The sequence below is a fragment of the Acetatifactor muris genome, assembly GCF_024623325.1.
GTDB lineage: Bacteria > Bacillota > Clostridia > Lachnospirales > Lachnospiraceae > Acetatifactor > Acetatifactor muris.
Genome location: NZ_JANJZD010000008.1, coordinates 1 through 25,806, shown reverse-complemented (window position 1 = coordinate 25,806; position 25,806 = coordinate 1). Strand labels below are relative to the sequence as shown.

Below are 25,806 nucleotides of genomic sequence, written 5' to 3'. Positions count from 1 at the left end.
GCTATGATACCATTGCACAGTATAACTACCAGGAGGAAGCAGGAATGATTACGATGGAACATGTATGCAAATCGTACAGGATTGCAAAGAGAAACGCAGGATTCGGTGAAGCCTGCAAAGCATTTTTTCACCGGAAATACGAAGTGATTCAGGCACTTGACGATGTGAGCTTTTCCATTGGAGACGGCGAAATGGTGGGCTACATCGGCCCGAACGGAGCAGGAAAAAGCTCCACAATCAAAATTCTGAGCGGAATATTGACACCTGACAGCGGAAACGTCTTTGTGGACGGAAGAATTCCTTATAAGAACAGAATTCAGCATGTGAGGGAGATTGGCGTTGTGTTTGGCCAGCGCTCCCAGCTGTGGTGGGATGTTCCTGTCATAGATTCCTTTGAACTGTTGAAGGATATCTATTCGATTCCCCAATTTTCATATGAACAGAGTCTGGAAGAGCTGACGGAATTGCTGAATTTGGGAGAGCTGTTGCGTTCTCCGGCAAGGCAGCTGTCTCTGGGACAGAGGATGCGCTGTGAGATTGCCGCTTCTCTGCTGCACCGGCCACGTATTCTGTTCCTGGACGAGCCTACCATCGGTCTGGATGCCGTATCGAAGCTGGCTGTCCGGGATTTTATTCTGAGGCAGAACAGAACTCACAAAACCACGGTAATTCTCACCACCCATGATATGCAGGACATTGAAGCTCTGGCAAGTCGGATTCTCCTGATTGGCAAAGGGAAAATACTGATGGACGGCACCCTGGATGATATCAAAATGGGCGGTGACAGTATTGATGAGACTGTGGCGGAACTGTACCGCTCTTTGGATATATGAGAAAGGGGGACGGTATGAAAAAATATTTCTCCTTCTTTCGTCTGCGGTTCGCCATGGGCCTGCAGTACAGGGTGGCCGCGCTGGCGGGGATTGCGACACAGTTCGCGTGGGGCTTTATGCAAATCATGGTATTTCATGCGTTTTACCAGACAGATGCGTCGGCGTTTCCCATGAATTTTTCAGCTGCTGTCTCCTATGTATGGCTGCAGCAGGCATTCCTGGCATTGACTGCGGTATGGATGATGGAAAATGAAATTTTCGATTCCATCGTGGATGGAAACATTGCCTATGAATTATGCAGGCCGGTCAATATATACAATATGTGGTATTCCAGAAGTACGGCGAACCGTTTGTCGAGAGCGGTGCTGCGCTGCTTTCCTGTTCTGCTGGTTGCCGCATTGACGCCCGCACCCTATGGGATGAATCCGCCTGTCGGTCCGGGGTATTTTGTGCTGTTTGTGATTACCCTGCTGCTGGGACTGGCAGTGACGGTGTCTATTAACATGCTGATTTATATGCTTGCCTTTTTTACCATATCACCACAGGGACTTCGGATCTTTTTTATGTCCATCATGGAATTTTTCTCGGGAGCGATTATTCCTCTGCCCTTTTTTCCGGATAAGGTGCGGCAGATTATGGAGCTGCTGCCCTTTGCCGCCATGCAGAATGTGGCGCTGCGCCTCTACAGCGGGAGTCTGAGCGGAGATGAGATGCGAAGGGCGGTGATTCTGCAGGTATTCTGGCTGGTGGTGGTCACAGCGGCGGGAAAGCTGCTGTGTCGGATGGCGGAGAAGCGGATAACGGTACAGGGAGGTTGAGGGTGATGAGGAAAATGTACAAATCTGTTCGACTGTATATGCATTATGTAACTATGAATGTCAGATGTGTGATGCAGTACAAGACTTCCTTTCTGCTCACTGTGGTGGGACAGTTTCTGATTTCCTTTACTACTTTCCTGGGAATCTTTTTCATGTTTCAGAGATTTCCCAGTGTGGAAGGCTTTACCTACAGCCAGGTGCTGCTGTGTTTTTCGGTCATGCTTCTGGAGTTCTCTCTCGCGGAAATGTTTGCCAGAGGCTTTGACGCTTTCTCCGGCATGGTGCGAAAGGGAGAGTTTGACCGGGTACTGGTGAGGCCCCGGAATGAGATTCTCCAGGTGCTGGGGAGCAAGTTTGAACTGACCCGAATCGGTAAGATGACACAGGCGATTGTGATGTTTGTGTATGGAATTTTGAAAAGTGAAGTTGCCTGGGACTTTTCCAAAGTGCTGACAATTCTCTTTATGCTGGTGGGAGGAACCGCAGTTTTTACCGGATTATTCATTATTTATGCCGCATTGTGTTTCTTTACGCTGGACGGGTTGGAATTCATGAATATATTTACGGATGGCGCAAGGGAATACGGGAAATATCCCATCGGTATCTATGGCCGCAGGATGTTGCTTTTTACGACTTTCATCATTCCCTATGCGCTGGTGCAATATTATCCCCTTCTGTATGTGTTGGGCCGCCGGACGGAGAAGATATTCATTTTTCTGCCTCTGCTTGCCTGCTGGTTTCTGCTGCCGGCGCTGGGACTGTGGAAATTTGGCGTACGGCATTATAAATCCAGCGGGTCGTGATGCTTAGAATTTTATATGGATTCCCTCTTGTCAGAGTTTGGATATTTTACGCAAAATATCTGATTTGTGCAGGATACAATCTGGGGTATTATGCTGATTCCAGTTGCGGCTTTGCCTTGGCTTATGATTTTCGGGGTAATGGTTACACAATGTGTAATTCATGCATGACAAGGAATCTTTGTCCTTCAAATAAAAGTTGTTTATTAGCACGGGTAATATATGATGATGTTTGTTTTGATGCAACCCAATATGCCATATGGCATTTCCAGCAAAATATTATTCAAAAGATGCTATTGGACAGAAATGCGCTTTCGCTGTATAAAAGTTTACAAAATATGGTTCCGTGTCCTGATTTGTTTATGCCTACAAAAATATTGCTGCATAAAGCCAGCGAATGGGGGCATGAGCGTGAATGGCGGCTGACATGCTCATGCAATTCTGCCGAATTTAACCAACAGGAATTCTCATGGGCAAGGAAAAAACCAGCAGCAGTATATCTTGGACGTAAAATAAGCCCAATACATGAAAAGATACTTCGACATATAGCTGTGGAGAAAAACATTCCTGTTTATAAAATGCAGATTAGAAAGGATCAATCTGCATATAAATTGTATCCGCAAATATGTTAGTAGGTCATTTGGATAACGTTTTATGCTAATAGACTAATATTATGTATTGTTGTTATAATTTAGAAACGGCGTGATTTTGATCGCGCCGTTTCTAATTGCAGATTTTCTTGTTATTGTTCTACGGTTGTAAGCTGTAGATTTAGTTTTTCAATGAATTCTACAGAAAGGGTTGGAATGGATTTCTTAACCAGTTCGACAGATGCTCCGTTTTGTAAAAATAATTTGGCTGTTTCTTTGTCTCGCTCAAGAACCTTTTTGTTTGCGTATTCTTCAACAACTTGTGTCATAGCGTCAGCTCCTTCTTTGGATTCTTTGAAATAAGATACTCGGTCTGATAATTTGGGAAATTTGTTGTTTTTGCCGGTACTGTTTTTAAAGTACTGCATCAGCTCTGCAATATCTGATCCGTCATCCACAGCACAGTTTACAAATATCCTATGGATACCGTCATTGATAATTGTCCCTGTCTCCCGCAGAAATATCCCAGCATGGTAAATAGTCTTGCCTTCCAGGAACATATCAAACTTGGAAATAAAAATTACATAAATATCTGGAAAATCCTTATAGTCTAATCCTTTTTCCGTAAAAGTGGTGTCGATGTTGGAACTGTTAAAACGGACACGTTTTACATGGTCATCATCATCGGTTTTCTGCATTTCAACATTAATTCGTGCTCCATCCTCATCTTCGCAAAGCAAGTCAAGGATTACCGAGTGCGCTCCAATATTGCGAAGAAAACGTTGTGTCTGTGCATCTATTACCTTAAGCTTTGGTTTTTGGAGAATGATTTGCAAAATCTCCTCGCAAACAGCAATATTGCTGGTTCCTTTCTCTTTTCATCATTTATGTCTTGTTTTCTGCTCACCTACGGTGGAGTGTTATTTCTAATACCATGATATGAAAGGGAATGCCATGGAAATGTAAAGTATATACCAAGTTATATGAGTATTATAGTCCGAAAAGACGTGTTTGAAAAGTGTTTTTTGCTATTTTAGGATGCCTTTTTATTTCCGTTCCATGTTGGATTCAAGTGTGTTGAACTTTTGGTATCTTCTGGTTTTCATCCGTACTTTTAGCCAGATTGCAGTAAACGAGTTGAATTATAGTTGAACTATTTGCCCCTATCCCCATGAATTTTGAACTCCAAAGCAAGCCGAAAATTCCGAATTTACGGCATTCCTTGCAAAAAAACCACATTGTGCAGTACACAATCTGGGGACGGATACTCAGGCAGCCATACACGAAAAGACATGCGGGGACACTTTTGAATTCTTCTTATGTGTTTACCTGCTCTCGCGATTTTCGGGAGACCATAGACAGTATTCTGGCAGGTCTTAAAAATGCCGGGTTCAGCAGAAAAGAATTCCGGCTGGGAGATGCAGAGGAACTTGCGCCTCAGGCTTCGGACAATTCATTTTCCGGGGAACAGGTGTCGATAGATGATTATCAAAATACCGACAGCAATACCGCCGTTGGTGGTTCAGAGATTGGCCTGGCAGTGGAAGCTGCTGTCCAGGAGAACGGGACGAGCGGGCCGGGAGAAAGCACGGATAGTTTTGAGGATGTGGATCCCGCAATGGTCAGTATTTCGTCTGTATCCGATGGAGGGAGGGCAGTTCCGGAGGTTGCAGATATTGTGGGGACGGCAGAACAGACGGCAGCAGACTATGAGGAAGAATTTGCGGAGAATGAAATGAACTATACAGGCTTTTCCTGGGGAGGGATGGGATCCATGCTGAAGCAGTATCGAATACAATCCCAATACCGTGATGAGATAAAGGATTTGAAGATTTCGACATATTCACATCTCCTTTCCCTTCAGGATATTTCAACTTGGATCCCGTAACAACATTTATTACTTCAGCTGCACACCGTCTGTTGGTTCTTCTTTTTCTTGCGGAGCCTCTCCGGATTCTGATTTCAGCTCTTTCATGGCCTGCCTATGGGCGCTGGCCGCCTCGCTGACCTGGTGAGATAACTGGAGGAAATCATAAACGCCATTTTTGACCGGAAGCGCATAATGGATTTCCGCCTGGTTCTCGATGCCCACAACACAGTATGCAGTGCTGCCGTCCGTCATGGCATACAGGAGCTTTTTAGCCAGATGCATGCAATAAATGTATTCAAGGAAAATGCCATGATTGCATGAAAGAGAGGCGTTTTTTTGTATAGGGATAATTTTTCTATTGTTCCTTTCGTTACCTCTTTGTTGTACGAATATATCATGGGAAGATTAAGAAAAATCTTACATGCGAATCTGAAATCTGCAAGTAGGGGACGGGGCTGTCAAGAAATGCGCTGACACATACTTTTTTAGTGGTATGGCGACTAATCCGGCAGATTTTTATAATCCTCAAGTGCATGGTAGATTCTATCCACATGGATGCAGGTACCGTTTATGGTATACAGCATAAGGTAGCGATGCGATAAAAAATGCATTTTCCGGTAACCATATTCGGCAAGCTCCGGCTCTTCGCATATTTTTAAGGAACCGCCAATCTGAGCAAGCTTCTGTATGGTATACTCTGCGTCCTCTAAAATGCGGGCGGCAGCAACTTCGTTGTCCAGCGTTGCATAAATATAAAAAAGAATGTCATCGAGCTGCCGCTTGGCAAGATCTGACAATATTACCTTATAGTCCATATTTTGCCCTCAGTTCCGCCAATGCTTCACCGGCCTCCTGGCTCTGGCAGCTTTGGTGCTGCCCCCGGGAAATTTGTAGTTCCTCAAGAAATTGGTTTTTTGTTGTGGTGTGCGGCCCTCTATTCAGAAAAAACTGCCGAATTACTTGCTGGACGACCTGCAATTCATCTTCCGTACATTTCTGAATCATAGAGATAGTAGTGTCCAATGTGCTCATTGCGATCCCTCCCTGCTTCAGATGGAAGCTTGCCATATTTCCATTTTAAATCAAGTTGATTGGTTTAAGTTTATTATACCCCGAAAGAGCTTATTTGCAAAGTGATTTTTCTATGATCAAAAGTCTATAATAGTCTTGACAAACGAAAAAGCAACAGGCTATAATGCATAGCATAAGAATCAAAATCACAGACAGTAAATGCCATGACGAAGAGAGTAGCTGTCCGAAGAAAGCAGCAGCGAGCCGGCGGGGGTGGAAGACCGGTGCGAGTAGACAGACAGTGAAAATCACTTCCGAGCAGTCAGGACAAAAGGCGGGATTCGTCCGTCCGGTAGCCCTGAACGATATTCCTCCGTTACGGGAAAACGTATTACTTCCATATAGAAAAGTTTTATGCGGAAACGTACGGTGTAACAGGTGGTGAAACGTAAGCATAAGCTTCGTCCTTTTACGGACGGAGCTTTTTTCACAGAAGCAGAGCGGGAAAGGGCTGAACTGTCTGTCCCTGAAAAGCGTGAAGGAAACGGATAAAGTTTTACAGGAAAAGGAGAAAGGAAGGAAACAGGATATGTATCAGCAGATTTCTGCAAATGTAAGTCTGGTGGACCGTGAGAAAGCGGTGGAACGGTTCTGGAGAGAGAATGATATTTTCAGGAAAAGTATGGAAAGCCGGAAGCAAGGACCGGTGTATACCTTTTATGATGGCCCGCCTACGGCAAACGGCAAGCCTCATATCGGACATGTGGAGACCCGTACCATCAAGGACATGATTCCCAGATACCGCACAATGAAGGGATATATGGTGCCCAGGAAGGCGGGCTGGGATACCCATGGTCTGCCTGTGGAGCTGGAAGTGGAAAAGCTTCTGGGACTGGACGGCAAGGAGCAGATTGAGGAGTACGGTCTGGCGCCTTTTATTGACAAATGTAAGGAGAGTGTCTGGAAATATAAAGGGATGTGGGAGGACTTCTCCGGTGCTGTGGGATTCTGGGCAGATATGGACCATCCCTATGTAACATATGACGATAATTTTATCGAATCCGAGTGGTGGGCGCTGAAAACCATCTGGGACAAGGGGCTTTTGTACAAGGGCTTTAAGATTGTGCCCTACTGTCCCCGATGCGGGACGCCGCTTTCCAGCCATGAGGTGGCCCAGGGGTACAAGGCGGTAAAGGAGCGTTCCGCGGTGGCAAGATTCAAATGTGTGGGTGAGGACGCTTATTTCCTGGCCTGGACCACCACCCCCTGGACATTGCCTTCCAATGTGGCGCTGTGTGTGAACCCGGAGGAGACCTATGTGAAGGTGAAGGCGGCGGACGGCTACACCTATTATATGGCACAGGACCTGCTTGATACGGTGCTTGGCGGTCTGGCGGAAGAGGGAAAAGCGGCTTACCAGGTACTGGAGACTTATAAGGGAAGGGATTTGGAGTACAGGGAGTATGAGCCGCTGTTTGCCTGCGCCGGAGAGGAGGCCTCCCGCCAGGGCAAAAAAGCTCATTATGTGACCTGTGACAATTATGTCACCATGTCAGACGGTACTGGTATCGTACACATTGCCCCTGCTTTCGGTGAGGACGATGCCAATGTGGGCAGAAAGTACGATCTGCCGCTGGTACAGTTTGTGGACGGGAAAGGACATATGACGGCGGAGACGCCCTATGAAGGGAAGTTCGTGAAGGATGCCGACCCGGATATTTTAAAAGATCTGGATAAGGAAGGAAAGCTGTTCTCCGCGCCGAAATTTGAGCATGATTATCCCTTCTGCTGGCGCTGCGATACGCCTCTGATTTATTATGCCAGAGAGTCCTGGTTCATCAGGATGACGGCGGTGAAGAATGACCTGGTGCGCAACAACAAGACCATCAACTGGATTCCTCCCACCATTGGCGAGGGGCGTTTCGGCAACTGGCTGGAGAATATCCAGGACTGGGGGATTTCCAGGAATCGCTACTGGGGCACGCCACTGAATATCTGGGAGTGTGAGTGCGGACATATGGAGTGTGTGGGAAGTCGGGAAGAGCTCAGCCGTCTGTGCGGAGACCAGGAGGCGGGAAAGGTGGAACTGCACAGACCGTATATTGATGAAGTGACTTTCCCCTGTCCGAAGTGCGGGAAGAGTATGAAGCGGGTGCCGGAAGTAATCGACTGCTGGTTTGACTCCGGGGCCATGCCCTTTGCACAGCATCATTATCCTTTTGAAAATAAGGAGCTGTTTGAGCAGCAGTTTCCGGCGAATTTCATCTCCGAGGCAGTGGATCAGACCCGGGGATGGTTCTACTCTCTGCTGGCGGAATCTACTTTGCTGTTCAATAAAGCGCCTTATGAGAATGTCATTGTGCTGGGACTGGTGGGAGATGAAAACGGCCAGAAGATGAGTAAGTCAAAGGGCAATGTGGTAGATCCCTTCGAGGCGCTGGAGACTTACGGAGCGGATGCCATCAGGTGGTATTTCTATACCAGCGCGGCGCCCTGGCTGCCAAAGCGGTTTTCCGGCAAAACAGTGCTGGAAGGACAGCATAAGTTCCTGGATAAACTGTGGAATACTTATACCTTCTTCGTGCTGTATGCCAATATTGATGGCTTTGATGCTTCAAAATATACGTTGGAATATGATAAACTGCCTGTCATGGATAAATGGCTTCTCTCCAGACTGAACAGCACCGTGGGAGAGGTGGACCGCAATCTGGATAAATACAGAATCACCGAGGCTGCGAAAGCGCTGCAGGATTTTGTGGAGGAGATGAGCAACTGGTATGTGCGCCGGAGCCGTGAGCGTTTCTGGGCCAAGGGGATGGAGCAGGATAAAATTAATGCCTACATGACTCTGCACACGGCGCTGGTGACTGTCTGCAAGGCGGCGGCACCCATGATTCCCTTTATGACGGAGGAAATCTATCGGAATCTGGTGTGTTCCGCAGACGCGCAGGCGCCGGAAAGCATCCATCTGTGCGATTTCCCTGCTGTGGAGGAAGCTTTCATTGACAGAAAGCTGGAGGCCGATATGGAAGAAGTGCTGGAGGCTGTTGTTCTGGGCCGTGCCTGCCGGAATGCCGTCAGCATCAAGAACCGTCAGCCTGTCAGCAGGATGTATGTCAAAATGGCGGGGGAAGGCGGACAGACAGAGGCTCTGGACAGCTTCTATACAGAAATCATTGAGGACGAGCTGAATGTGAAGGAGGTTGTGTACACAGAGGATGTAAGGGATTACACTACCTATACCTTCAAGCCGCAGCTGCGCACAGTGGGACCGAAATACGGTAAGCAGCTGGGCGGGATTCAGAAGCAGCTGGCATCTCTGGACGGCAATGCCGCTATGGACCGGCTGAACCAGGAAGGAAAGCTGCGCTTTGTGGTGAATGACACGGAAGTGGAGCTGACAAAGGAGGATCTGCTCATTGACATGACACAGAAAGAAGGCTATGTGTCTCAGGAGGACGGGAAAATGACGGTGGTCCTGGACACCAACCTGACGGAAGGACTGGTGGAGGAAGGCTTTGTGTATGAGCTGATCAGCAAGATTCAGACCATGCGCAAGGAGGCCGGCTTCGAAGTGATGGATCACATCAGAGTGTCCGTGAACGGGAATGAGAAGCTGGCTGAGATTGCCGCCCGCAACAGGGAGACCATTTCCGGCAAGGTGCTGGCGGAAGAGATGACAGCCGGTGTGGATTTTGCCGTGGCGAAGGAATGGGAGAATGTGAACGGGGAAAAGGTGACCATTGCCATTGAGAAAACAGAATAGGATTTGGATAATAGTAAAAAGCAGTTGGAATGTCAGGCAAATTTTGGTATAATGAAAAAGATGCTTCTATAAAACGACGAAAGGAGAAAAGTTGTGGAAAATAAGAATGTGACAGATTCAGCCGAAAGGGAAAGCAATATCTGCGCTGCCTGTGAAGAGGATGCGGTAAATACCGAAAGCACCCCTGCAGAGAAAGCGGAGGAGAAGCCTGTGTTTGATAAAGAACTTTTCAAGAGGAGTATCCTCTATAATGTAATGAATATGTACCGCAAAAATCTGGAGGAGGCTACTCCGCAGCAGATTTTTCAGGCCGCATCCTATTCCATTAAGGACAGAGTGATCGGCAACTGGATGAATACCCAGAAGGCCTATGAGAAGGAAGACCCGAAAATGGTCTACTATATGTCCATGGAATTCCTGATGGGGCGTGCTCTGGGCAACAATATGATCAATCTGGAGGCCTATCAGGGGGCGAAAGAGGTTCTGGAAGAGCTGGGACTGGATATCAATGTGATTGAGGACCAGGAGCCGGATGCCGCTCTGGGCAACGGCGGCCTGGGAAGACTGGCGGCCTGTTTCCTGGATTCCCTTGCCACTTTGGGGTATCCCGCTTATGGCTGCGGAATCCGCTATCGCTATGGCATGTTCAAGCAGGAGATTCGTGACGGCTTTCAGGTGGAAGTGCCGGATAACTGGCTGGCGGAGGGGAATCCTTTTGAGCTGCGCAGGCCGGAGTATGCGAAAGTGGTAAAGTTCGGCGGCCATGTGTCTGTCCGCTGTGACGAGAACGGCAGGAACCATTTTGTACAGGAAGGGTATCAGGCGGTGAGAGCCATTCCCTATGACCTGCCCATTGTGGGATATGGAAACGGTATCGTAAATACCCTGCGTATCTGGGATGCGGAATCCATGGGCGGTTTCCAGCTTGACTCTTTTGACAAAGGCGACTACAGCAAGGCTGTGGAGCAGGAGAATCTGGCCAGAAATCTGGTGGATGTGCTGTATCCGAACGACAATCATTATGCGGGCAAGGAGCTGCGCCTGAAGCAGCAGTATTTCTTTATCTCCGCCTCCGTTCAGGAAGCAGTGGAGAAGTATATGAGAAAGCATGATGATATTCACCGTTTTCCGGAGAAGGTGACTTTTCAGCTGAACGACACCCATCCTACGGTGGCAATTCCGGAGCTGATGCGCATTCTGCTGGATGAGTATAATCTGGGATGGGACGAGGCGTGGGATATTACCACCAGGACCTGTGCCTACACCAACCACACTATCATGGCGGAGGCGCTGGAGAAATGGCCTATCGACCTGTTTTCCCGGCTGCTTCCCAGAATTTATCAGATTGTGGAGGAAATCAACCGCAGATTTGTGCAGCAGATCGAGGAGAAATACGCGCATGTCTATAATGTAAATGTGCAGGAGAAAATCCGCAAGATGGCAATCCTGTATGACGGACAGGTGAAGATGGCTCATATGGCGATTGTGGCAGGCTATTCCGTGAATGGTGTGGCAAGGCTGCACACGGAGATCTTAAAGAGCGAGGAGCTTCGGGACTTTTATGAGATGTTCCCTGAGCGGTTTAACAACAAGACCAACGGCATTACCCAGAGACGTTTTCTTCTGCATGGCAATCCGCTGCTGGCGCAGTGGGTTACGGAAAAGGTGGGCGACAGCTGGATCACAGATCTGCCTCAGATCAGTGGATTGAAGAAGCTGGCTGACGATGCGGAAGCGCAGAAGGAATTCATGGAAATCAAGTACCAGAATAAGCTTCGTCTGGCAAAATATATTAAGGAGCACAATGACATTGAAGTGGATCCCAATTCCATCTTTGATGTGCAGGTAAAACGTCTCCATGAGTATAAGAGACAGCTGATGAATATCCTTCATGTAATGCACCTGTACAATGAACTGAAGGCGCATCCGGATATGGAATTCTTCCCCAGAACCTTTATCTTTGGCGCAAAGGCGGCGGCCGGCTATCGCAACGCGAAGCTGACTATCAAGCTGATCAATACGGTGGCGGACGTGGTGAATAATGATGCTTCCATCAAGGGGAAGATTAAGGTAGTATTTATCGAGAATTACAATGTGTCCAACGCGGAGATTATTTTTGCAGCGGCAGATGTATCCGAGCAGATTTCCACGGCAAGCAAGGAGGCTTCCGGCACGGGCAATATGAAATTTATGCTCAATGGGGCTATTACGCTGGGAACGCTGGACGGTGCCAACGTGGAAATCGTGGAGGAGGTGGGAAGAGAGAATGCCTTTATCTTTGGCCTTTCTTCCAATGAAGTAATTCATTTTGAAAATAACGGCGGCTATGATCCCATGCAGATTTTCAACACGGATGCGGACATCCGCAAAGTGGTAAATCAGCTGATTGACGGCACCTACAGCGCGGATAAGGAGCTGTTCCGCCCGCTGTATAATTCGCTGCTGAACACACTGTCCACCAACCGGGCGGATACCTATTTTATCCTGAAGGACTTCAAATCTTATGCGGAAGCGCAGAAGAAAGTGGAGGCGGCTTACAGAGACAGAAGCGGCTGGGCAAAGAGTGCTATTCTGAATGTGGCCTGCTCCGGCAAGTTTACTTCCGACCGGACCATTCAGCAGTATGTGGATGAAATCTGGCATCTGGATAAGGTGACGCTGCAGCAGAATGGCTGAAGAGCGTGTGAGCTTTGGACAGCGCCGGGGCAAAGGACGGAGTCGGAGATCAGATGATGGCCGGACCAGGAGAAAGTATGAAGTTTCATAATAAAAAGAAAAAGAGTTCACGGGGGCGTGCAAAATGGCACGCCCTTATGACAATAATCGCAGTGCTGATGGTTGTGGGCACAGGCTGCAGTGTGGGATTTGGACAAAACAGCAGGAAAAACTGGGAGAAGAATATTGCGCAGGAGACAGTGCAGGTGGAAGGTCTGGAAGGGGAATACACATTGCTGTTTCTCACAGACACCCATGTGGTAATCAAAGACAGCGAAGTCTCCGCACAGGAGGCAGAGGATCAGGAAAGCCGTTATCCCATGTTTGTAAATGCGGAAGGTGTCCCCGCGGAAGAACAGTTTCCCGAATGGATACAATATGCCAATGAGAAGAAAGTGGACGCGGTGCTGCTTGGCGGAGATATTATAGACAGTCCGTCGGAGGCCAATCTGCAGTGGCTGAAGGAACAGCTGGAAGCGCTGGACATGCCTTATCTGTATATCAACGGCAACCATGACTGGACTTATCCCTGGGAGTATATGACCGACATGGGCAGAGAGAGGTATCTGCCGCTTCTGGAACCCTTCATGCAGGGGAACACGGCGTTTCAGAGACTGAATTTGGGGGGGCTAGTGATTCTGGGCATAGATGACAGTACCAATCAGGTGGATGCACAGGCGCTTGACAGGTACCGGGAAGCGCTCATGGACAATCGTCCGGTGATTGTCATGGCCCATGTGCCTTTTATGACACAATCTGCTCTGAGTAAGGCGGTGGAGGCCTGGAACAGTCCCGTGGTCATCGGCGCCGGCAATTTCGGAGGAATCTATCCAAATGAGGAATCGGAGAAATTTATCTCGCTGACAACCGCGGCAGACAGTCCGGTGGAACTTGTACTTGCGGGTCATGTCCATTTTTATGACAGAGATGTGATAGAAGGAGAAAAAAATGTGCCCCAGGTGGTGGGCGCTGCCGGATATCAGGGAAATGCGGTGTTGATTCACATCACCGGCACAGAAAATTAGAGGGCAGCGGAACAGGAATAGGAGGATTTCCATATGATAGAATTATTACAAAGCGGTGCATACCTGGTCAATGGCAGGGAACTCATCGCCGACGGGCCGGAGGCGCAGCAGGCCGTCTGCAGCAGAACCGGACGGAATACAACGAAAGAAGAGGCAGTAAAACAGACAATCAGTTATCGTATTCTGGAAAGTCATAATACATCCGGCAATATGGAGAAACTGAAGATCAGATTTGATAAGCTGACCAGTCATGACATAACTTTTGTGGGTATCATACAGACCGCCAGGGCGTCGGGGCTGCAGAAGTTTCCCATGCCCTATGTGCTCACCAACTGCCACAATTCTCTCTGTGCGGTGGGCGGTACTATCAACGAGGATGACCATATGTTCGGGCTGTCCTGTGCAAAGAAATACGGCGGCATATACGTGCCTCCTCATCAGGCGGTAATCCACCAGTATGCCAGAGAAATGCTTTCCGGAGGCGGACAGATGATTCTGGGTTCCGACTCCCATACCCGTTACGGGGCGCTGGGTACCATGGCAGTGGGAGAGGGCGGACCGGAGCTGGTGAAGCAGCTTTTAAATCAGACATACGATATCAACAGACCGGAAGTAGTCTGTGTATACCTGGAGGGAGCTCCAGTAAGCGGTGTGGGCCCCCAGGATGTGGCCCTTGCCATTATCGGCGCCGTGTTCAAAAACGGATATGTGAAAAACAAGGTGATGGAATTCGTGGGCCCCGGCGTGGCTTCCCTGAGCGCTGACTTCCGCATCGGCATCGATGTGATGACCACAGAGACCACCTGCCTGTCCTCTGTCTGGGAGACAGACAGGGAGATCGAGGAATTCTATGAGATTCATGGACGTAAGGAAGACTACAGGGAACTGGTGCCCGGAGATGTGACTTATTATGACGGTGTGGTAAAGGTGAATCTGTCTAAGGTGCGGCCAATGATTGCCATGCCTTTCCACCCCAGCAACACCTATACTATAGAGGAGCTGAACGCCAACCTTCTGGAGATTCTGGATGAGACGGAGAAGCGGGCAAAAGTAAGCCTGGGCGATGCGAAGACCATAGACGGTTCTCCTCTGGAGCTTCACCTGAAAGACAAGGTAAAAAATGGAAAGTTCGTGGTTGATCAGGGCATTATTGCGGGATGTGCAGGCGGAGGCTTCGAAAATATCTGCGCAGCCGCCGATATTCTGAAGGGAAAATCCATCGGTTCGGACAGCTTTACGCTAAGCGTGTATCCGGCGTCCATGCCCGTGTATATGGAGTTGGTGAAAAATGGCTGTGCGGCAGCGCTGATGGAGACCGGCGCGGTCATGAAGACAGCATTCTGCGGTCCCTGCTTTGGCGCCGGGGACACACCGGCCAACAACGCTTTCAGTATCCGCCATTCCACCAGAAATTTCCCCAACCGTGAGGGCAGCAAGCTCCAGAACGGCCAGATCTCTTCTGTGGCCCTGATGGATGCCCGTTCCATTGCGGCAACTGCGGCCAATCGGGGGATTCTGACGCCGGCCACGGAATTCGATGGAGAAATCGGAAAATATAAGTACCACTTTGACAGCAAAATATATGCCAACAGAGTGTTCGATTCCAAAGGAAAAGCAGACCCGGATGCGGAAATTCAGCTGGGGCCCAATATCAAGGACTGGCCGGAGATGGGAGCACTTCCGGAGAATCTGCTTCTGCAGGTGGTCAGCGAAATCCATGATCCGGTTACCACCACAGACGAACTGATTCCTTCCGGAGAGACTTCTTCCTACCGCTCCAATCCTCTGGGGCTGGCAGAATTTACCTTGAGCCGCAAGGATCCGGAATATGTGGGCAGAGCAAAGGAAATCCAGAAGGCGGAGAAGGCCCGCATGGGGGGAGAGCATCCCTGCCAGGTACTTCCTGTGTTGAAGGAGCTTATGGGAGTCATTAAAAAGCAGTATCCGGAAGCCAACCATTCCAATACCGGATTTGGCTCCACGATTTTCGCTGTAAAGCCTGGGGACGGTTCCGCCAGAGAGCAGGCGGCTTCCTGCCAGAAGGTGCTGGGCGGCTGGGCGAATATCGCCAATGAATACGCCACCAAGCGCTATCGCTCCAACCTGATCAACTGGGGTATGCTGCCCTTCCTGATCAAGGAGGGAGAACTGCCGTTCCGGAATCTGGATTATCTCTTTCTTCCGGATATCCGCAGGGCGGTGGAGGAGAAAGCAGACACAATCACCGCCTGTGTGGTGGGGAAGGACGAGCTGAAGACCTTTGAACTGCGGCTGGGCGAGCTGACGGACGAGGAGAGACAGATCATACTGGAAGGCTGCCTGATTAATTATAATCGGGTGTAGGAAATGAAAGATGAATAATTGATTAAATGCAGACGAAAAAGAGAATAACTGCGATAAGAAGGGTAACAGAGCAGAACGATTTTTGCTCTGTTTTCCTTTTGAGACCTTTTATATAGAAATAAAAGGAAAGGTGTACATTGAAGGAAAAATGGATCGAAAACCAATAAAACCTGTAAATCGTAATTGTATGCTGGTAAAATAGATGTTATAATTTTAGAAGTAATATCAGGAAAATGGAGATGATGGAAATGAAAGCTGTCCTGGAAGAAAAAATAATGGAAATCGTGAAATTTGCGCAGAATAACGACAACTGTGTCAGTTATAATGTGGCAATGGATATTTTGAAGGACAAAAAAGATATTTCAGAGCAGGACATTTTAACGGCGATAGAAGAGCTGGGAAAAAGGAAAATCACCATTATGCCTGAAGAGGATGAAGGATATCCGGCGGAAGAAACCAATCCTGAAACCTTCATACCGGCGGAAGTGAACATAGGGCAGCGAACTGTTAATGTTTATAACCTTATGGAAAGACTGGAAAATGAAGAAATAGATTTGAATCCTGATTTTCAGCGGAATGGGAATTTATGGTCGTCGGAACAGCAGAGCCGCCTGATTGAGTCTCTTATGCTGAAAATACCGATTCCGGCCTTTTATTTCAATGCTGCCAATGAGGCGGAATGGATTGTGATTGACGGACTGCAGAGGCTGACTGCTTTTAAGAATTTTCTGGTAGGAGCCGACAGGAACAATCGACGGGAAAAGCAGCAGTTTACAGGCTTACAGTATTTAAAGGATTTTAACGGACTTAACTTTGACGAACTTCCCAGACAATACATCAGGAGGATAAAAGAAACCTCTGTCATAGCTTATACAGTAGAAAAAGGTACGCCGGACATACGGGTGGCATTGTATTGGAAGACCAGGAAATCCGGCAGGCTCTTTATCAGGGCAAGGTCACAGAATTGATTGAGAGACTTGCGAAAAGTGAAATTTTTCTCAGGGCCACCCAGAATGCAATTCGACCTGACAGAATGCTGGACAGAGAATATGTCACCAGATTTCTGGCGTTTACGGAGCTTGACTATACGAAGGAATTTGAAGGAAATATTGATCATTATCTGATAAAGGCGATGAAACTGGTCAATAATTACAGGGAAAGCGATATCAGGAGGATTGAGGACAAATTTCAGACAGTTATGGGGTACTGCGCTGAAATTTTCGGGAAATTTGCCTTTCGAAAATATAATAGAATCAAAGAGCAGATTCTATTATCAAAATCCTATAATGAAAACTGGCGAAGAGGACCGATTAACAAAGCAATATTTGAGATGTGGTCGGTATGCTTTTCAGAACTGACGGAAGAACAGCTGGATAAAATTGTCTGTAAAAGGAAAGAATTTTTAATGAAATTCTGTGATATGCAACAGGACCGAGGATTCATCACAGCGATTAAAGCCGGTGATCAACACTCCACAAACCGGAGAATTGATATGGCGCGAAATATGTTGAAGGAGTTTGTATGATAAATAAAGTAACAGTGAAAAACTTTAAATGTTTTGAGAACTTTGAGCTCCCTCTAAAGTCTGTTAATATTCTATCGGGAATTAACAGTATGGGGAAATCAACTATGATTCAAAGCCTGTTATTGCTAAGACAATCTGCATTAAAAAATGACGGTATAAAAGGATTACATCTGAATGGGGATTATGTTTTACTGGGAAGTGGTCAGGATGTTTTGTATGAGAGAGCAGAAGAAGAAATGATTGAATTAGGCTATGGAGATGGCAAAGGAGAGCATTCATGGACGTTTCAATATTTGCCGGATTCGGATTTCCTTCCTGTTATAAATAGAAATGAGAAAAATATAGATTCGGAACTCTTTGGAAAATATTTCAGCTATTTATCGGCATATCGTATTCCGCCACAGGATTTATATCGAATCAGAAATGAAGAGGAAATAAACAGCAAAGAGTTTGGGAACGACGGGGAATATGCTTTACAGTATCTCAATTATCATTGGGATGATGCCGTGGAAAATGAGAATGTGGTTCTGCCTGATAAAATGGGGAATTCACTGGGGAATCAGACAAAAGTCTGGATGGACAGAATTTCTCCTGGTATTTCCCCGCAGGTGGCTGTAAATATGCAGTTAAGAAAGTCAGAAGTGCGCTATGAATTCGTGGAAGGACGGGAGAAGACAAAGTCATATAAGAGTATAAATGTAGGATTTGGTATCACTTATGTACTTCCTCTGATGATTGCGCTTGTTTCAGCAAAGAAAGGTGATATTATCATTATCGAGAATCCTGAGGCACACATACATCCTGCAGGGCAGAGAGCATTGGGAGAATTGATTGCCCGTGTGGGGATGGGAGGTGTGCAGGTAATTGCCGAGACACACAGTGACCACATTTTAAATGGGGTACGTCTGGCAGTTAAAAATCGGGTGTTATCCAAAGAAGAAACAATACTTTCCTTTTTTTATAAGGATTTTGCGGACGGCTACCGTCATAAATGTATTCATCCTGAAATTTTGCAGGATGGCCGGCTGGACCGTTGGCCGGCTGGCTTCTTCGATGAATGGGATAAGGCGTTATACGAATTGGTATAAGGGGGAAAAATGTATTTAAATGAAAAATCTTGGAAGGCCGGGCAGGAGGACCCGCATAAGATTGACTGTAAAATAAGGAATTTTTTAGATATCTATAGTACTTTGAAAAGGAAATATCCAGCTAAAGAGGTATCTGTTCCCGACGACGAAATATTGTATTTGAGGTCAGACAAATATCCCCTGGAAAAGTGGCTGGCGACTGCAGACAGGGAATACCAGAGACTGTATCTCAGCTTTTGGGGAAAACGTATCACTTATCATCCGGAAGATGAGTATGAGGTCAGCGTGGACGGGGAAAGCCTGAAAGGTGGAACTGAGGCATATTTAAATGATTCTGTTATGCTGAGTATAGGATTGGACGAGAAATGGGAGCAGGAATCTATAGACGGTATTCTCACTTCTTTGTATGAAGATGAGTAGCATGTAAGCGTGGTTAATATATATGAGAAAAACCAGTTAAAAAAGCATGCCATAGAATGTATATTAAAAAGGGAAGATTTATTTCAGGTTCAGACTTATGAAGAACTTTGGCTAAGGCGTGGAGAATTTTTTCCGCATCCTTTTTCGTTCCGGAATATGAAGAGAACATTATATTAATTTGTTATGTGGGCAAAAAACTAAAAAACCTGTCCTATCCTACATAGTTGGAAGGGTATGATATGAATCAGAATAAATATACAGGAAAGGAGAGAAATGGACTTTAACAAACTCGCAAAAATAGAAAACGAAAGTGAACGTGTGAACAGAACATACGATATCTTCAACGAAGACAGCAGGCTCAATCATTCGAAAGCCGCAAGGGTTGAATTTCTGACTACCGTTCATTACATAGATAAATACCTGAAAGAGGGCGATAAGATACTCGATATCGGCGCAGGCGCAGGCGAATATAGCATCTATTTTGCCCGCAGGGGATATGAAGTATCGGCGCTTGAGCTTGCTGACGCCAATATTGCCGCCTTCAGAAAAAAGCTTAAACCCGAAGATAAGATCGACCTTGTTCAGGGCAACGCGCTTGAGCTGACACGTTATGCGGATAAGACCTTTGACATTGTGCTTCTCTTCGGCCCGCTTTATCATTTGAAAAGTGATGCGGACAAGCAGAAATGTATCAGTGAAGCAAAACGAGTCTGCAAAGACGGCGGCAAGATTTTCTTTGCTTTTATTTCCAACGACTTTGTTTTTCTTACTGAGCTTGTATACAATGGGAATTACTTTTCAAAGGGTGACTACGATAAGGAAACATTCAGGCTCAACGACTTTCCCTTTGTGTTCCATACGGTTGATGCTGCAAGAAAGCTCCTTGCCGACGGTGGTATCAACGTATTATACGAAGTCGCATCTGACGGTGCAAGCGAGCTTTTGGCGACCAGGATCAATGAAATGAGCGACGAGGATTACGCACAGTATCTCCGTTATCACTTTTATATCTGTGAAAAGCCGGAGCTGCTTGGTATGACGAACCATTTACTGTTTGTGGGAGAAAAGGAATGAAAGGCGCTTCCGCAGTAACTGCTGGTGATTTATTTTTTTGTAGCCGAAAACGGAGACACATGGTATAATGATTCTGCATTCGCAGAATTCAAGCCAGCATAAGCTGACTTGCCGCCACTGCGTGGCGCATTATACCGGCTCCCCATGGCTTGAAAATCAAATGTCTCCTTCGGAGCCGCTTGATTTTCTGCGCACATGGTATAATGATTCTGCATGCGCAGAATGCAAGCCCGGTAACAACGAAGGATATATATTTAACAAATTTTACTCATAAGGAAAAGGAGAAATTATGGAATTCAATAAATCTGTATCAAACCCAATGCTGGTGGGTTCGATTGAACTGATGAAAGCAGAGGATACACCGGAACACCGCAATATGTTTGTGGGTGAACTGCTGAAAGCAGACTTACTGTCACCGGCTATTGTGGAACCGGCGCCTGAGGAGAATGCAGAAGGCAAGCCGGTGGTTGCGCCGGGCAGCAAAGTCCAGTTTCCCATGCTGAATACGCCGGATGGGGCCAGATTTTTCATGGCTTTTACAGACAGGGCCGAGTATGAAAAGTGGCAGGAGAAGAATAAGAAGTTTCCTGTGTTTGCGCTGAAGCTGGAGGAATATGCCGCCATGGTACTGCGCAGAGATGCAAAGGGGAACATTTGCCCGGCGCTGGGAGTTGTGATTAATCCTGCCGGATCCAATCTGATTGTCCCCAGAGAGATGCTGGCGGGAATTATGTCCGCAAAGGCGGCTCAGGCAAAACAGATGGCGGAAAAAAGAAAGTAATAGGAAGTTATTGCCAATAGCTTCTAAAGAAAGAATTTTTTGTGTCGATATAGTAAGTACAGGGAAGCAGTTAGGCCGACTGCGCCGAGTATAACATATATGGACACCACGGATGGTATTTATGCAGGAAAAGGAGTTTCCTGCCTGAGTGCCATTTTTTTATGCCGCAGATGCGGTGTCTGCTTTGGGTACAGGGATTGGACAAAGAAGCTGGCAGCGGGACCAGGAAGGAAAACCATAAAAAGTTCTGAAAAGCGGCAAAACCGTGTCAGGGAGGAACGGAAATGCAGGCGAGGCAGAATGGGTGGACATTGAGGGGTGAAAAAATTGAAGATCGATTCCAGTACAGTGGGAATGGAGTCTGCCAGAAGCTATCGGTCGACTACCACTATATTCAGACGTTTTGCAATATTGAACTATCACCAGGAGCTGACGGATGGAAATGGTGCGCTGCATACCGCAGTAGGTGAAAATACGGGAAGTGCAGGAAATACAGGTTCAGATGCCGGAAAGAAGGAAGGCATCAACACACCCGGAGAAGGCGCGGGTAACAACGCAGAGGAAGCGAAGGAAAATGTACAGCAGTCAGCGGCATCTCTTCAGGATTGGCAGAATCGTCTGCAGACAGGTTCCAGTGTGTCGGTGAGAACGCCGGCCAGTCAAACACTGGCCAGTATTCGACAGACAACTATACGTTATATATTTGATTTGCTGTTCTCTGCCAGAAGGAATCGGCTGAACCAGTGGATGCAGAATAATGGTATTCAGACAGTCGACAGCCAGATATCCAGAGATTGGCAGAACAATGGGCAGGAATATGTCAACAATTCCAACGGACAGTTTTATCAGAACGGTTCCGGGAGTCTGGAAAAGGGAACACGTACGCAGACTCTGAAAGTGTTGAACTACAATAAGGCTGTGAGTCAGACGGAGACGGAAGCCACGAATTTTTCCACGGTGGGTACTGTGCGGACAGCAGATGGCAGAGAAATCAATTTTAATGTAAATGTGGGTATGAGCCGTTCTTTTCAGCAGTATTACGAAGAGGACTTGCATTTAATGTCATTTACCATGTGTGACCCTCTGGTGATTAATCTGGATACAGATGTGGCGGAACTGTCGGATCAGACATTTTATTTTGATATTGACGGAGACGGCGAGAAGGATGAAGTGTCACAATTGGGAAAAGGAAGCGGATATCTGGCTCTGGACAAAAATGGAGACGGAGTGATCAATGATGGAAGCGAGTTGTTCGGCACTTCCAGCGGAAACGGCTTTGCGGATTTGGCGGCATACGATGAGGACGGGAATGGATGGATAGATGAAAATGACGCTATCTGGAGTAAGCTGAAAATATGGTGTAAGGACGAAAATGGAAACGATGTGCTGTATCGGCTGGCTGACAAGGGAGTAGGTGCAATCTGCCTGCAGAATGCCGCCACAGATTTCACCCTGAAAGGACAGGAGGGTCAGACCAGAGGGGCCATCCGGAATACGGGAGTATTTCTGTATGAGAACGGAAATGTGGGTACTGTACAGCATGTGGATGTGGCGAAATATTATGCTCAGGCATAGATAACATTTTGCTAAGGTCCTGTTTGAACTGTTATCTGATAATTTATAAAGCAGTGTATTTTGGACTAAACGTCCAATGACAAGTAAAGAATTTTGTGTTATGCTCTGATTAAGTCGATTCGGCTGAGTCAGAGCATTTTTCTTTTTCAAGTCAGAAAGTCTTTCTCAGAATAAAAAATCAAAGGAAGGAAAGAAAATATGAAGTTCAAAAAAAATTTGGGCAGGAGCGTCTTTGCACTGCTTCTTGTTCTGCTGTTTGGTTTTAGTTCAATAACTGCTTTTTCCATGGAGCGCTCCGAGGACTGGAATGAAACGGAGATTAATTCGCCCGTTTTATATGAGATGAAAGGGGGCACAGCGGAGGAGACTGAGCCGGATAGTACAGGAGCAGGAAATGCTGACATCTGTGAAAAAAGAATTGTAGAAACAAAAGAAATGACGTTTAAGAAAATATTTGTGGGACTGAAAGAAATTCCGCAGAATTTTTCCATTCAATGGGAAGTTATATGTGATTCTCCTACAGAAGGAATGCTTGCCGCCTGTGAGACTCTGACATTGGATAATGCAGAAAAGGTGGAAGTGAATACAGGGACTGTGACATGGAAAGTACCGTATTTTTACAATAAAGGTGAGAGCAGCAGAATTACAATTACTGAGAACTGTGATGTGGACGGCTATATTTATTCTGCAGAGCCCTCTTCCGGGAAAGCGGACGGAAATGTTATTATACTGTCTGTTGGCTCTATAGCATCGGGAGTGACGAGATCTGTTACAAATACCTATAAAGAAGATGACAGTAAAGAGATTGTACTTGAGAAAGTACGCACGTCGAAGCTGGGGACATCAAGTAAGCCCGCACAGGCAGGTGACCTTATCACATGGGATATCAGAATCAGCAATATCAGCAGATATTCTGCATGTCGTGTGACATTGACGGACACAGCCATGGAGGATGTGATTCTGGAATATGAAGGAAGGACAGGGACGGGCAGGCTTGTGGCCGAGGTACCTGCCCGTGAGACAATTACAGTGAAGGCCAGCCATATACTGACAAAGGATGACTATGATAAGGCAAAACAGAATGTTCTGGAACGAGTGTATAATGTGGTCTCAGGGGAAGGTGACGGTGTAGAGAGGCATACTGCGATGGATGATGGCACAGAGATGGCAGTACCGGAGCTGACGGTGAACAAGGAAGCTCAGAGGAAGATCGTGGAGGCAGGGGAGACAGTTGTATATACTGTGACAGTAACGAATAAAAGCAGACTGGACGCAAGGAAGGTGACAGTGACAGATTATCTGCCCAAGGGACTGGTTCTCATGATGGCGGAGCTGAACAATGAAAAGATTGAACCGAAAGATGGCGTATACCAGATAGGTAAAATTGAGGCAGGCAGTGAAGCCATACTGAAGCTTACTGTAAGAATAGATCGTGATTTTGAGGCAGACGAGGTTACCAATACAGTAATGGTAGATTTTGAGAACTGTGAGGGTGAGAAGCCCAGTGACAGTGAGACAATTATTGTGCTGGAACCTGCAGGCGGTTCACAGGATGGAAACAGGACACCTGAACCAGATAACACGGAACATCCGGATGAAAGAAATTGTACTGTTATCTGGGTAAGTGGTTATGATGACACGATTTATCAGACAGAAGAGAATTTGGAGCGGGAAGAAATTCCGAAGAAACATCCCGCGGACCCAATACGAGATGGATTTGCTTTTGTCGGATGGGATATCGGTGAACCAGATGAAAAGGGTAATATCATAGTAACGGCACAATGGCAGGAAATTGTTGTGCCGGAAGCAACACCGACGCCGGAGCCGACAGCAGAGCCGACGCCGGAGCCGACGACAGAGCCGGAAGCAACACCGACGCCGGAGCCGACAGCAGAGCCATCGCCGGAGCCGACGACAGAGCCGGAAGCAACACCAACGCCGGAGCTGACAGCAGAGCCGACGCCGGAGCCGACAGCAGAGCCGACGCCGGAGCCGACAGCAGAACCGACGCCGAAACCGACAGCAGAGCCGACGTCGGAGCCGACAGCAGAGCCAACGCCGGAGCCGACGACAGAGCCGGAAGCAACACCGACGCCGAAGCCGACAGCAGAGCCAACGCCGAAGCCGACAGCAGAGCCAACGCCGGAACCGACACCGGAACGGCAGTCAGCTATACCGCTGACACCTGTATGGACTATACCACCTGCGGAAACAATACTGCCTGTAAAGGCACAGATTGTGCCTGTGGAACCGACGGTTTCAGATATGCCCGCTGCAGAAAAGCAGCCTGTGGAATCGGCGATATTGTATGAAGAACCTGTATCCATGCCAGCCCCTGCAGAGGAGTCTGAATCGTCAGATATAGGTGACAGGAACATTCCGCTGGCAGGCAGGGAAAGCGGTTCTCCGGCATGGGCTTTGCTGAATCTGATTCTCACGATTCTTACTGCAATCATCAGTCTGGCTTTGCTGATATCCTATTTTACAAGGGAAGGAAAAGGGGATGAAGAGAAGGCGTTAAAGAATGGAGAGGAAGCAGATGAGCACGAAAATGATTTGAAAAGGCATGGTTTGATAAGAATTCTGAGTATTCTTCCTGTGATATTGGCAGTTATCACATTCATTTTGACAGAAAATATGCGCAACCCCATGATCTTTATTGACAGATGGACTATATTAATGCTTTTATATATGGTAATCAATATTACACTGGCTGTTTTCGCTGTCAAAAAAAGAGAGGAAAAAGAAGAAATGCAGGAAGAAAAAGTATAAAAATAAATGAAAAAGACATACAGAAATAGATGAGAATAGTTAGAGTATGGTCTTGATAAATTGGCCTGTTTTCCGTATGATAAAAAGAATGAAGAAATAGAATTTTCTACTTTCCTTCGCCAAATGATGACGAGTGACGGTTCTGACTCGTCGGTAAAATAAAAAATGACCAGGCGAAGAAAGAATTCTGCGAGGCGGCCGTCAACTGGTCAGCCTCGCTTTTGTTTGCCCAGCATGGGCAGTAATCTAACGGGTGAAAGTCCCGAGTGTGCCTGGGCAACGAGGAAACACATAGCTGAACAGCAAGGGTGTCCACCGCGAGATGGAATCTGAAAGAAGCTGTAAGCAAACCCTTGGTCCGACGGACAGGAACCGCATAAAAGGCTGGGAAATACGGATAAGTCTGCAAAAGAAGATGAAGTCCAAAAGTTGCCGGAAGTACCAGTAAATGCGGCGGATAGGTGAGGGGAAAGATACTGCGCCTTAACTGGGGAGGTCTCACAGGCGGTCTCATTAGCCGTAGTAACAACGAACTGTGAGAAGTCAGCAGAAGCCATAGTAGCAGGGAAGTTCCTGTAATGGGAATGGAGCGAAGGGCTGAACAATCAATCAGTTGAAGTACGTTCCACTTCGTAGCCGGAGCATAACGCCTGTCGATGACTTCAAAGGAGGCAAAGGCAAAAGGGGAAGAAAGGAAACAACGCATGGACACAAGTAGTCTCATGGAGCAGATATTAAGTAAAGATAATCTCAATGCGGCATATCTGCAAGTCGTAAGGAACAAAGGAGCGGCAGGAGTG

General features: G+C 47.0%; 21 protein-coding genes and 1 pseudogene. 18 read left to right on the top strand and 4 right to left on the bottom strand.

The window, feature by feature from the left end:
• The first annotated feature begins 44 nt into the window (after positions 1-44).
• The 4 genes from NSB25_RS09045 to NSB25_RS09030 are packed head-to-tail and all read left to right on the top strand — an operon-like array spanning position 45 to position 3,083.
• Entirely contained in the window at positions 45-833 is a 789-nt protein-coding gene (locus NSB25_RS09045; protein ID WP_103237463.1) for an ABC transporter ATP-binding protein, read from the top strand.
• A gap of 14 nt (positions 834-847) precedes the next feature.
• Positions 848-1,651, top strand: coding sequence for an ABC transporter permease (locus NSB25_RS09040; protein ID WP_103237700.1), 804 nt, complete (start codon positions 848-850; stop codon positions 1,649-1,651).
• Between the two features lie 5 nt (positions 1,652-1,656).
• Positions 1,657-2,454, top strand: a complete 798-nt coding sequence (locus NSB25_RS09035) for an ABC transporter permease (RefSeq protein WP_242982223.1) — start codon at positions 1,657-1,659, stop codon at positions 2,452-2,454.
• Positions 2,454-3,083 carry a DUF2971 domain-containing protein gene (locus NSB25_RS09030; protein WP_103237462.1) on the top strand — a complete coding sequence of 210 codons (630 nt, stop codon included), beginning with the start codon at positions 2,454-2,456 and terminating at the stop codon, positions 3,081-3,083. The genes NSB25_RS09035 and NSB25_RS09030 overlap by 1 nt, the downstream gene beginning before the upstream one ends.
• 110 nt (positions 3,084-3,193) lie before the next feature.
• Here the strand turns inward: NSB25_RS09030 and NSB25_RS09025 are convergent, their stop codons facing one another.
• A complete protein-coding gene (locus NSB25_RS09025) occupies positions 3,194-3,898 on the bottom strand; it encodes an Rpn family recombination-promoting nuclease/putative transposase (protein WP_103237461.1) in 705 nt (234 codons plus the stop codon).
• Positions 3,899-4,347: 449 nt separating this feature from the next.
• Here NSB25_RS09025 and NSB25_RS09020 point away from each other — a divergent pair, with 449 nt between their 5' ends.
• Positions 4,348-4,929 (top strand): hypothetical protein, encoded by a 582-nt coding sequence (locus NSB25_RS09020; RefSeq protein WP_146039924.1) that lies wholly within the window; start codon positions 4,348-4,350, stop codon positions 4,927-4,929.
• 9 nt (positions 4,930-4,938) lie between these two features.
• On the opposite strand, the gene NSB25_RS09015 is transcribed toward NSB25_RS09020, so the two are convergent.
• The 3 genes from NSB25_RS09015 to NSB25_RS09005 form a co-directional block, all read right to left on the bottom strand.
• Positions 4,939-5,193, bottom strand: coding sequence for a hypothetical protein (locus tag NSB25_RS09015; protein WP_103237459.1), 255 nt, complete (start codon positions 5,191-5,193; stop codon positions 4,939-4,941).
• A gap of 218 nt (positions 5,194-5,411) precedes the next feature.
• The gene (locus tag NSB25_RS09010; protein WP_103237458.1) at positions 5,412-5,726 is read right to left on the bottom strand and encodes a type II toxin-antitoxin system RelE/ParE family toxin; all 315 of its coding nucleotides are present in this window, start codon (positions 5,724-5,726) and stop codon (positions 5,412-5,414) included.
• Entirely contained in the window at positions 5,716-5,943 is a 228-nt protein-coding gene (locus NSB25_RS09005; protein ID WP_103237457.1) for a hypothetical protein, read from the bottom strand. Before NSB25_RS09005 ends, NSB25_RS09010 begins: the two co-directional genes overlap by 11 nt.
• Positions 5,944-6,511: 568 nt before the next feature.
• Here NSB25_RS09005 and ileS point away from each other — a divergent pair.
• The 13 genes and pseudogenes from ileS to NSB25_RS30020 all read left to right on the top strand — a co-directional run.
• A complete protein-coding gene (ileS, locus tag NSB25_RS09000; protein WP_103237698.1) occupies positions 6,512-9,688 on the top strand; it encodes an isoleucine--tRNA ligase in 3,177 nt (1,058 codons plus the stop codon).
• Positions 9,689-9,898: 210 nt separating this feature from the next.
• Positions 9,899-12,364, top strand: a complete 2,466-nt coding sequence (locus NSB25_RS08995) for a glycogen/starch/alpha-glucan phosphorylase (RefSeq protein ID WP_257479245.1) — start codon at positions 9,899-9,901, stop codon at positions 12,362-12,364.
• A gap of 77 nt (positions 12,365-12,441) precedes the next feature.
• Positions 12,442-13,428 carry a metallophosphoesterase family protein gene (locus tag NSB25_RS08990; RefSeq protein WP_172454892.1) on the top strand — a complete coding sequence of 329 codons (987 nt, stop codon included), beginning with the start codon at positions 12,442-12,444 and terminating at the stop codon, positions 13,426-13,428.
• 33 nt (positions 13,429-13,461) lie between these two features.
• Positions 13,462-15,771, top strand: a complete 2,310-nt coding sequence (locus NSB25_RS08985; protein ID WP_172454891.1) for a hydratase — start codon at positions 13,462-13,464, stop codon at positions 15,769-15,771.
• Positions 15,772-16,010: 239 nt separating this feature from the next.
• Positions 16,011-16,739 carry a DUF262 domain-containing protein gene (locus NSB25_RS08980; protein WP_172454890.1) on the top strand — a complete coding sequence of 243 codons (729 nt, stop codon included), beginning with the start codon at positions 16,011-16,013 and terminating at the stop codon, positions 16,737-16,739.
• Positions 16,685-17,296 (top strand): hypothetical protein, encoded by a 612-nt coding sequence (locus NSB25_RS08975; RefSeq protein WP_103237454.1) that lies wholly within the window; start codon positions 16,685-16,687, stop codon positions 17,294-17,296. Before NSB25_RS08980 ends, NSB25_RS08975 begins: the two co-directional genes overlap by 55 nt.
• Positions 17,293-18,384 carry an AAA family ATPase gene (locus NSB25_RS08970; protein ID WP_103237453.1) on the top strand — a complete coding sequence of 364 codons (1,092 nt, stop codon included), beginning with the start codon at positions 17,293-17,295 and terminating at the stop codon, positions 18,382-18,384. Before NSB25_RS08975 ends, NSB25_RS08970 begins: the two co-directional genes overlap by 4 nt.
• 9 nt (positions 18,385-18,393) lie before the next feature.
• Entirely contained in the window at positions 18,394-18,804 is a 411-nt protein-coding gene (locus NSB25_RS08965) for a hypothetical protein (RefSeq protein ID WP_103237452.1), read from the top strand.
• A gap of 273 nt (positions 18,805-19,077) precedes the next feature.
• Positions 19,078-19,878, top strand: a complete 801-nt coding sequence (locus NSB25_RS08960; RefSeq protein ID WP_103237451.1) for a class I SAM-dependent methyltransferase — start codon at positions 19,078-19,080, stop codon at positions 19,876-19,878.
• Between the two features lie 289 nt (positions 19,879-20,167).
• On the top strand, positions 20,168-20,659 hold the full coding sequence (locus NSB25_RS08955; protein WP_103237449.1) for an SseB family protein: 492 nt from the start codon (positions 20,168-20,170) through the stop codon (positions 20,657-20,659).
• A gap of 318 nt (positions 20,660-20,977) precedes the next feature.
• Entirely contained in the window at positions 20,978-22,234 is a 1,257-nt protein-coding gene (locus NSB25_RS08950; protein ID WP_103237447.1) for a hypothetical protein, read from the top strand.
• Positions 22,235-22,432: 198 nt separating this feature from the next.
• Positions 22,433-25,006: an FILTED domain-containing surface protein gene (locus tag NSB25_RS08945; RefSeq protein ID WP_103237446.1), complete on the top strand. Its 2,574-nt coding sequence runs from the start codon at positions 22,433-22,435 to the stop codon at positions 25,004-25,006.
• 704 nt (positions 25,007-25,710) lie between these two features.
• A pseudogene (locus NSB25_RS30020) lies at positions 25,711-25,806 on the top strand (maturase); the annotation flags it as partial.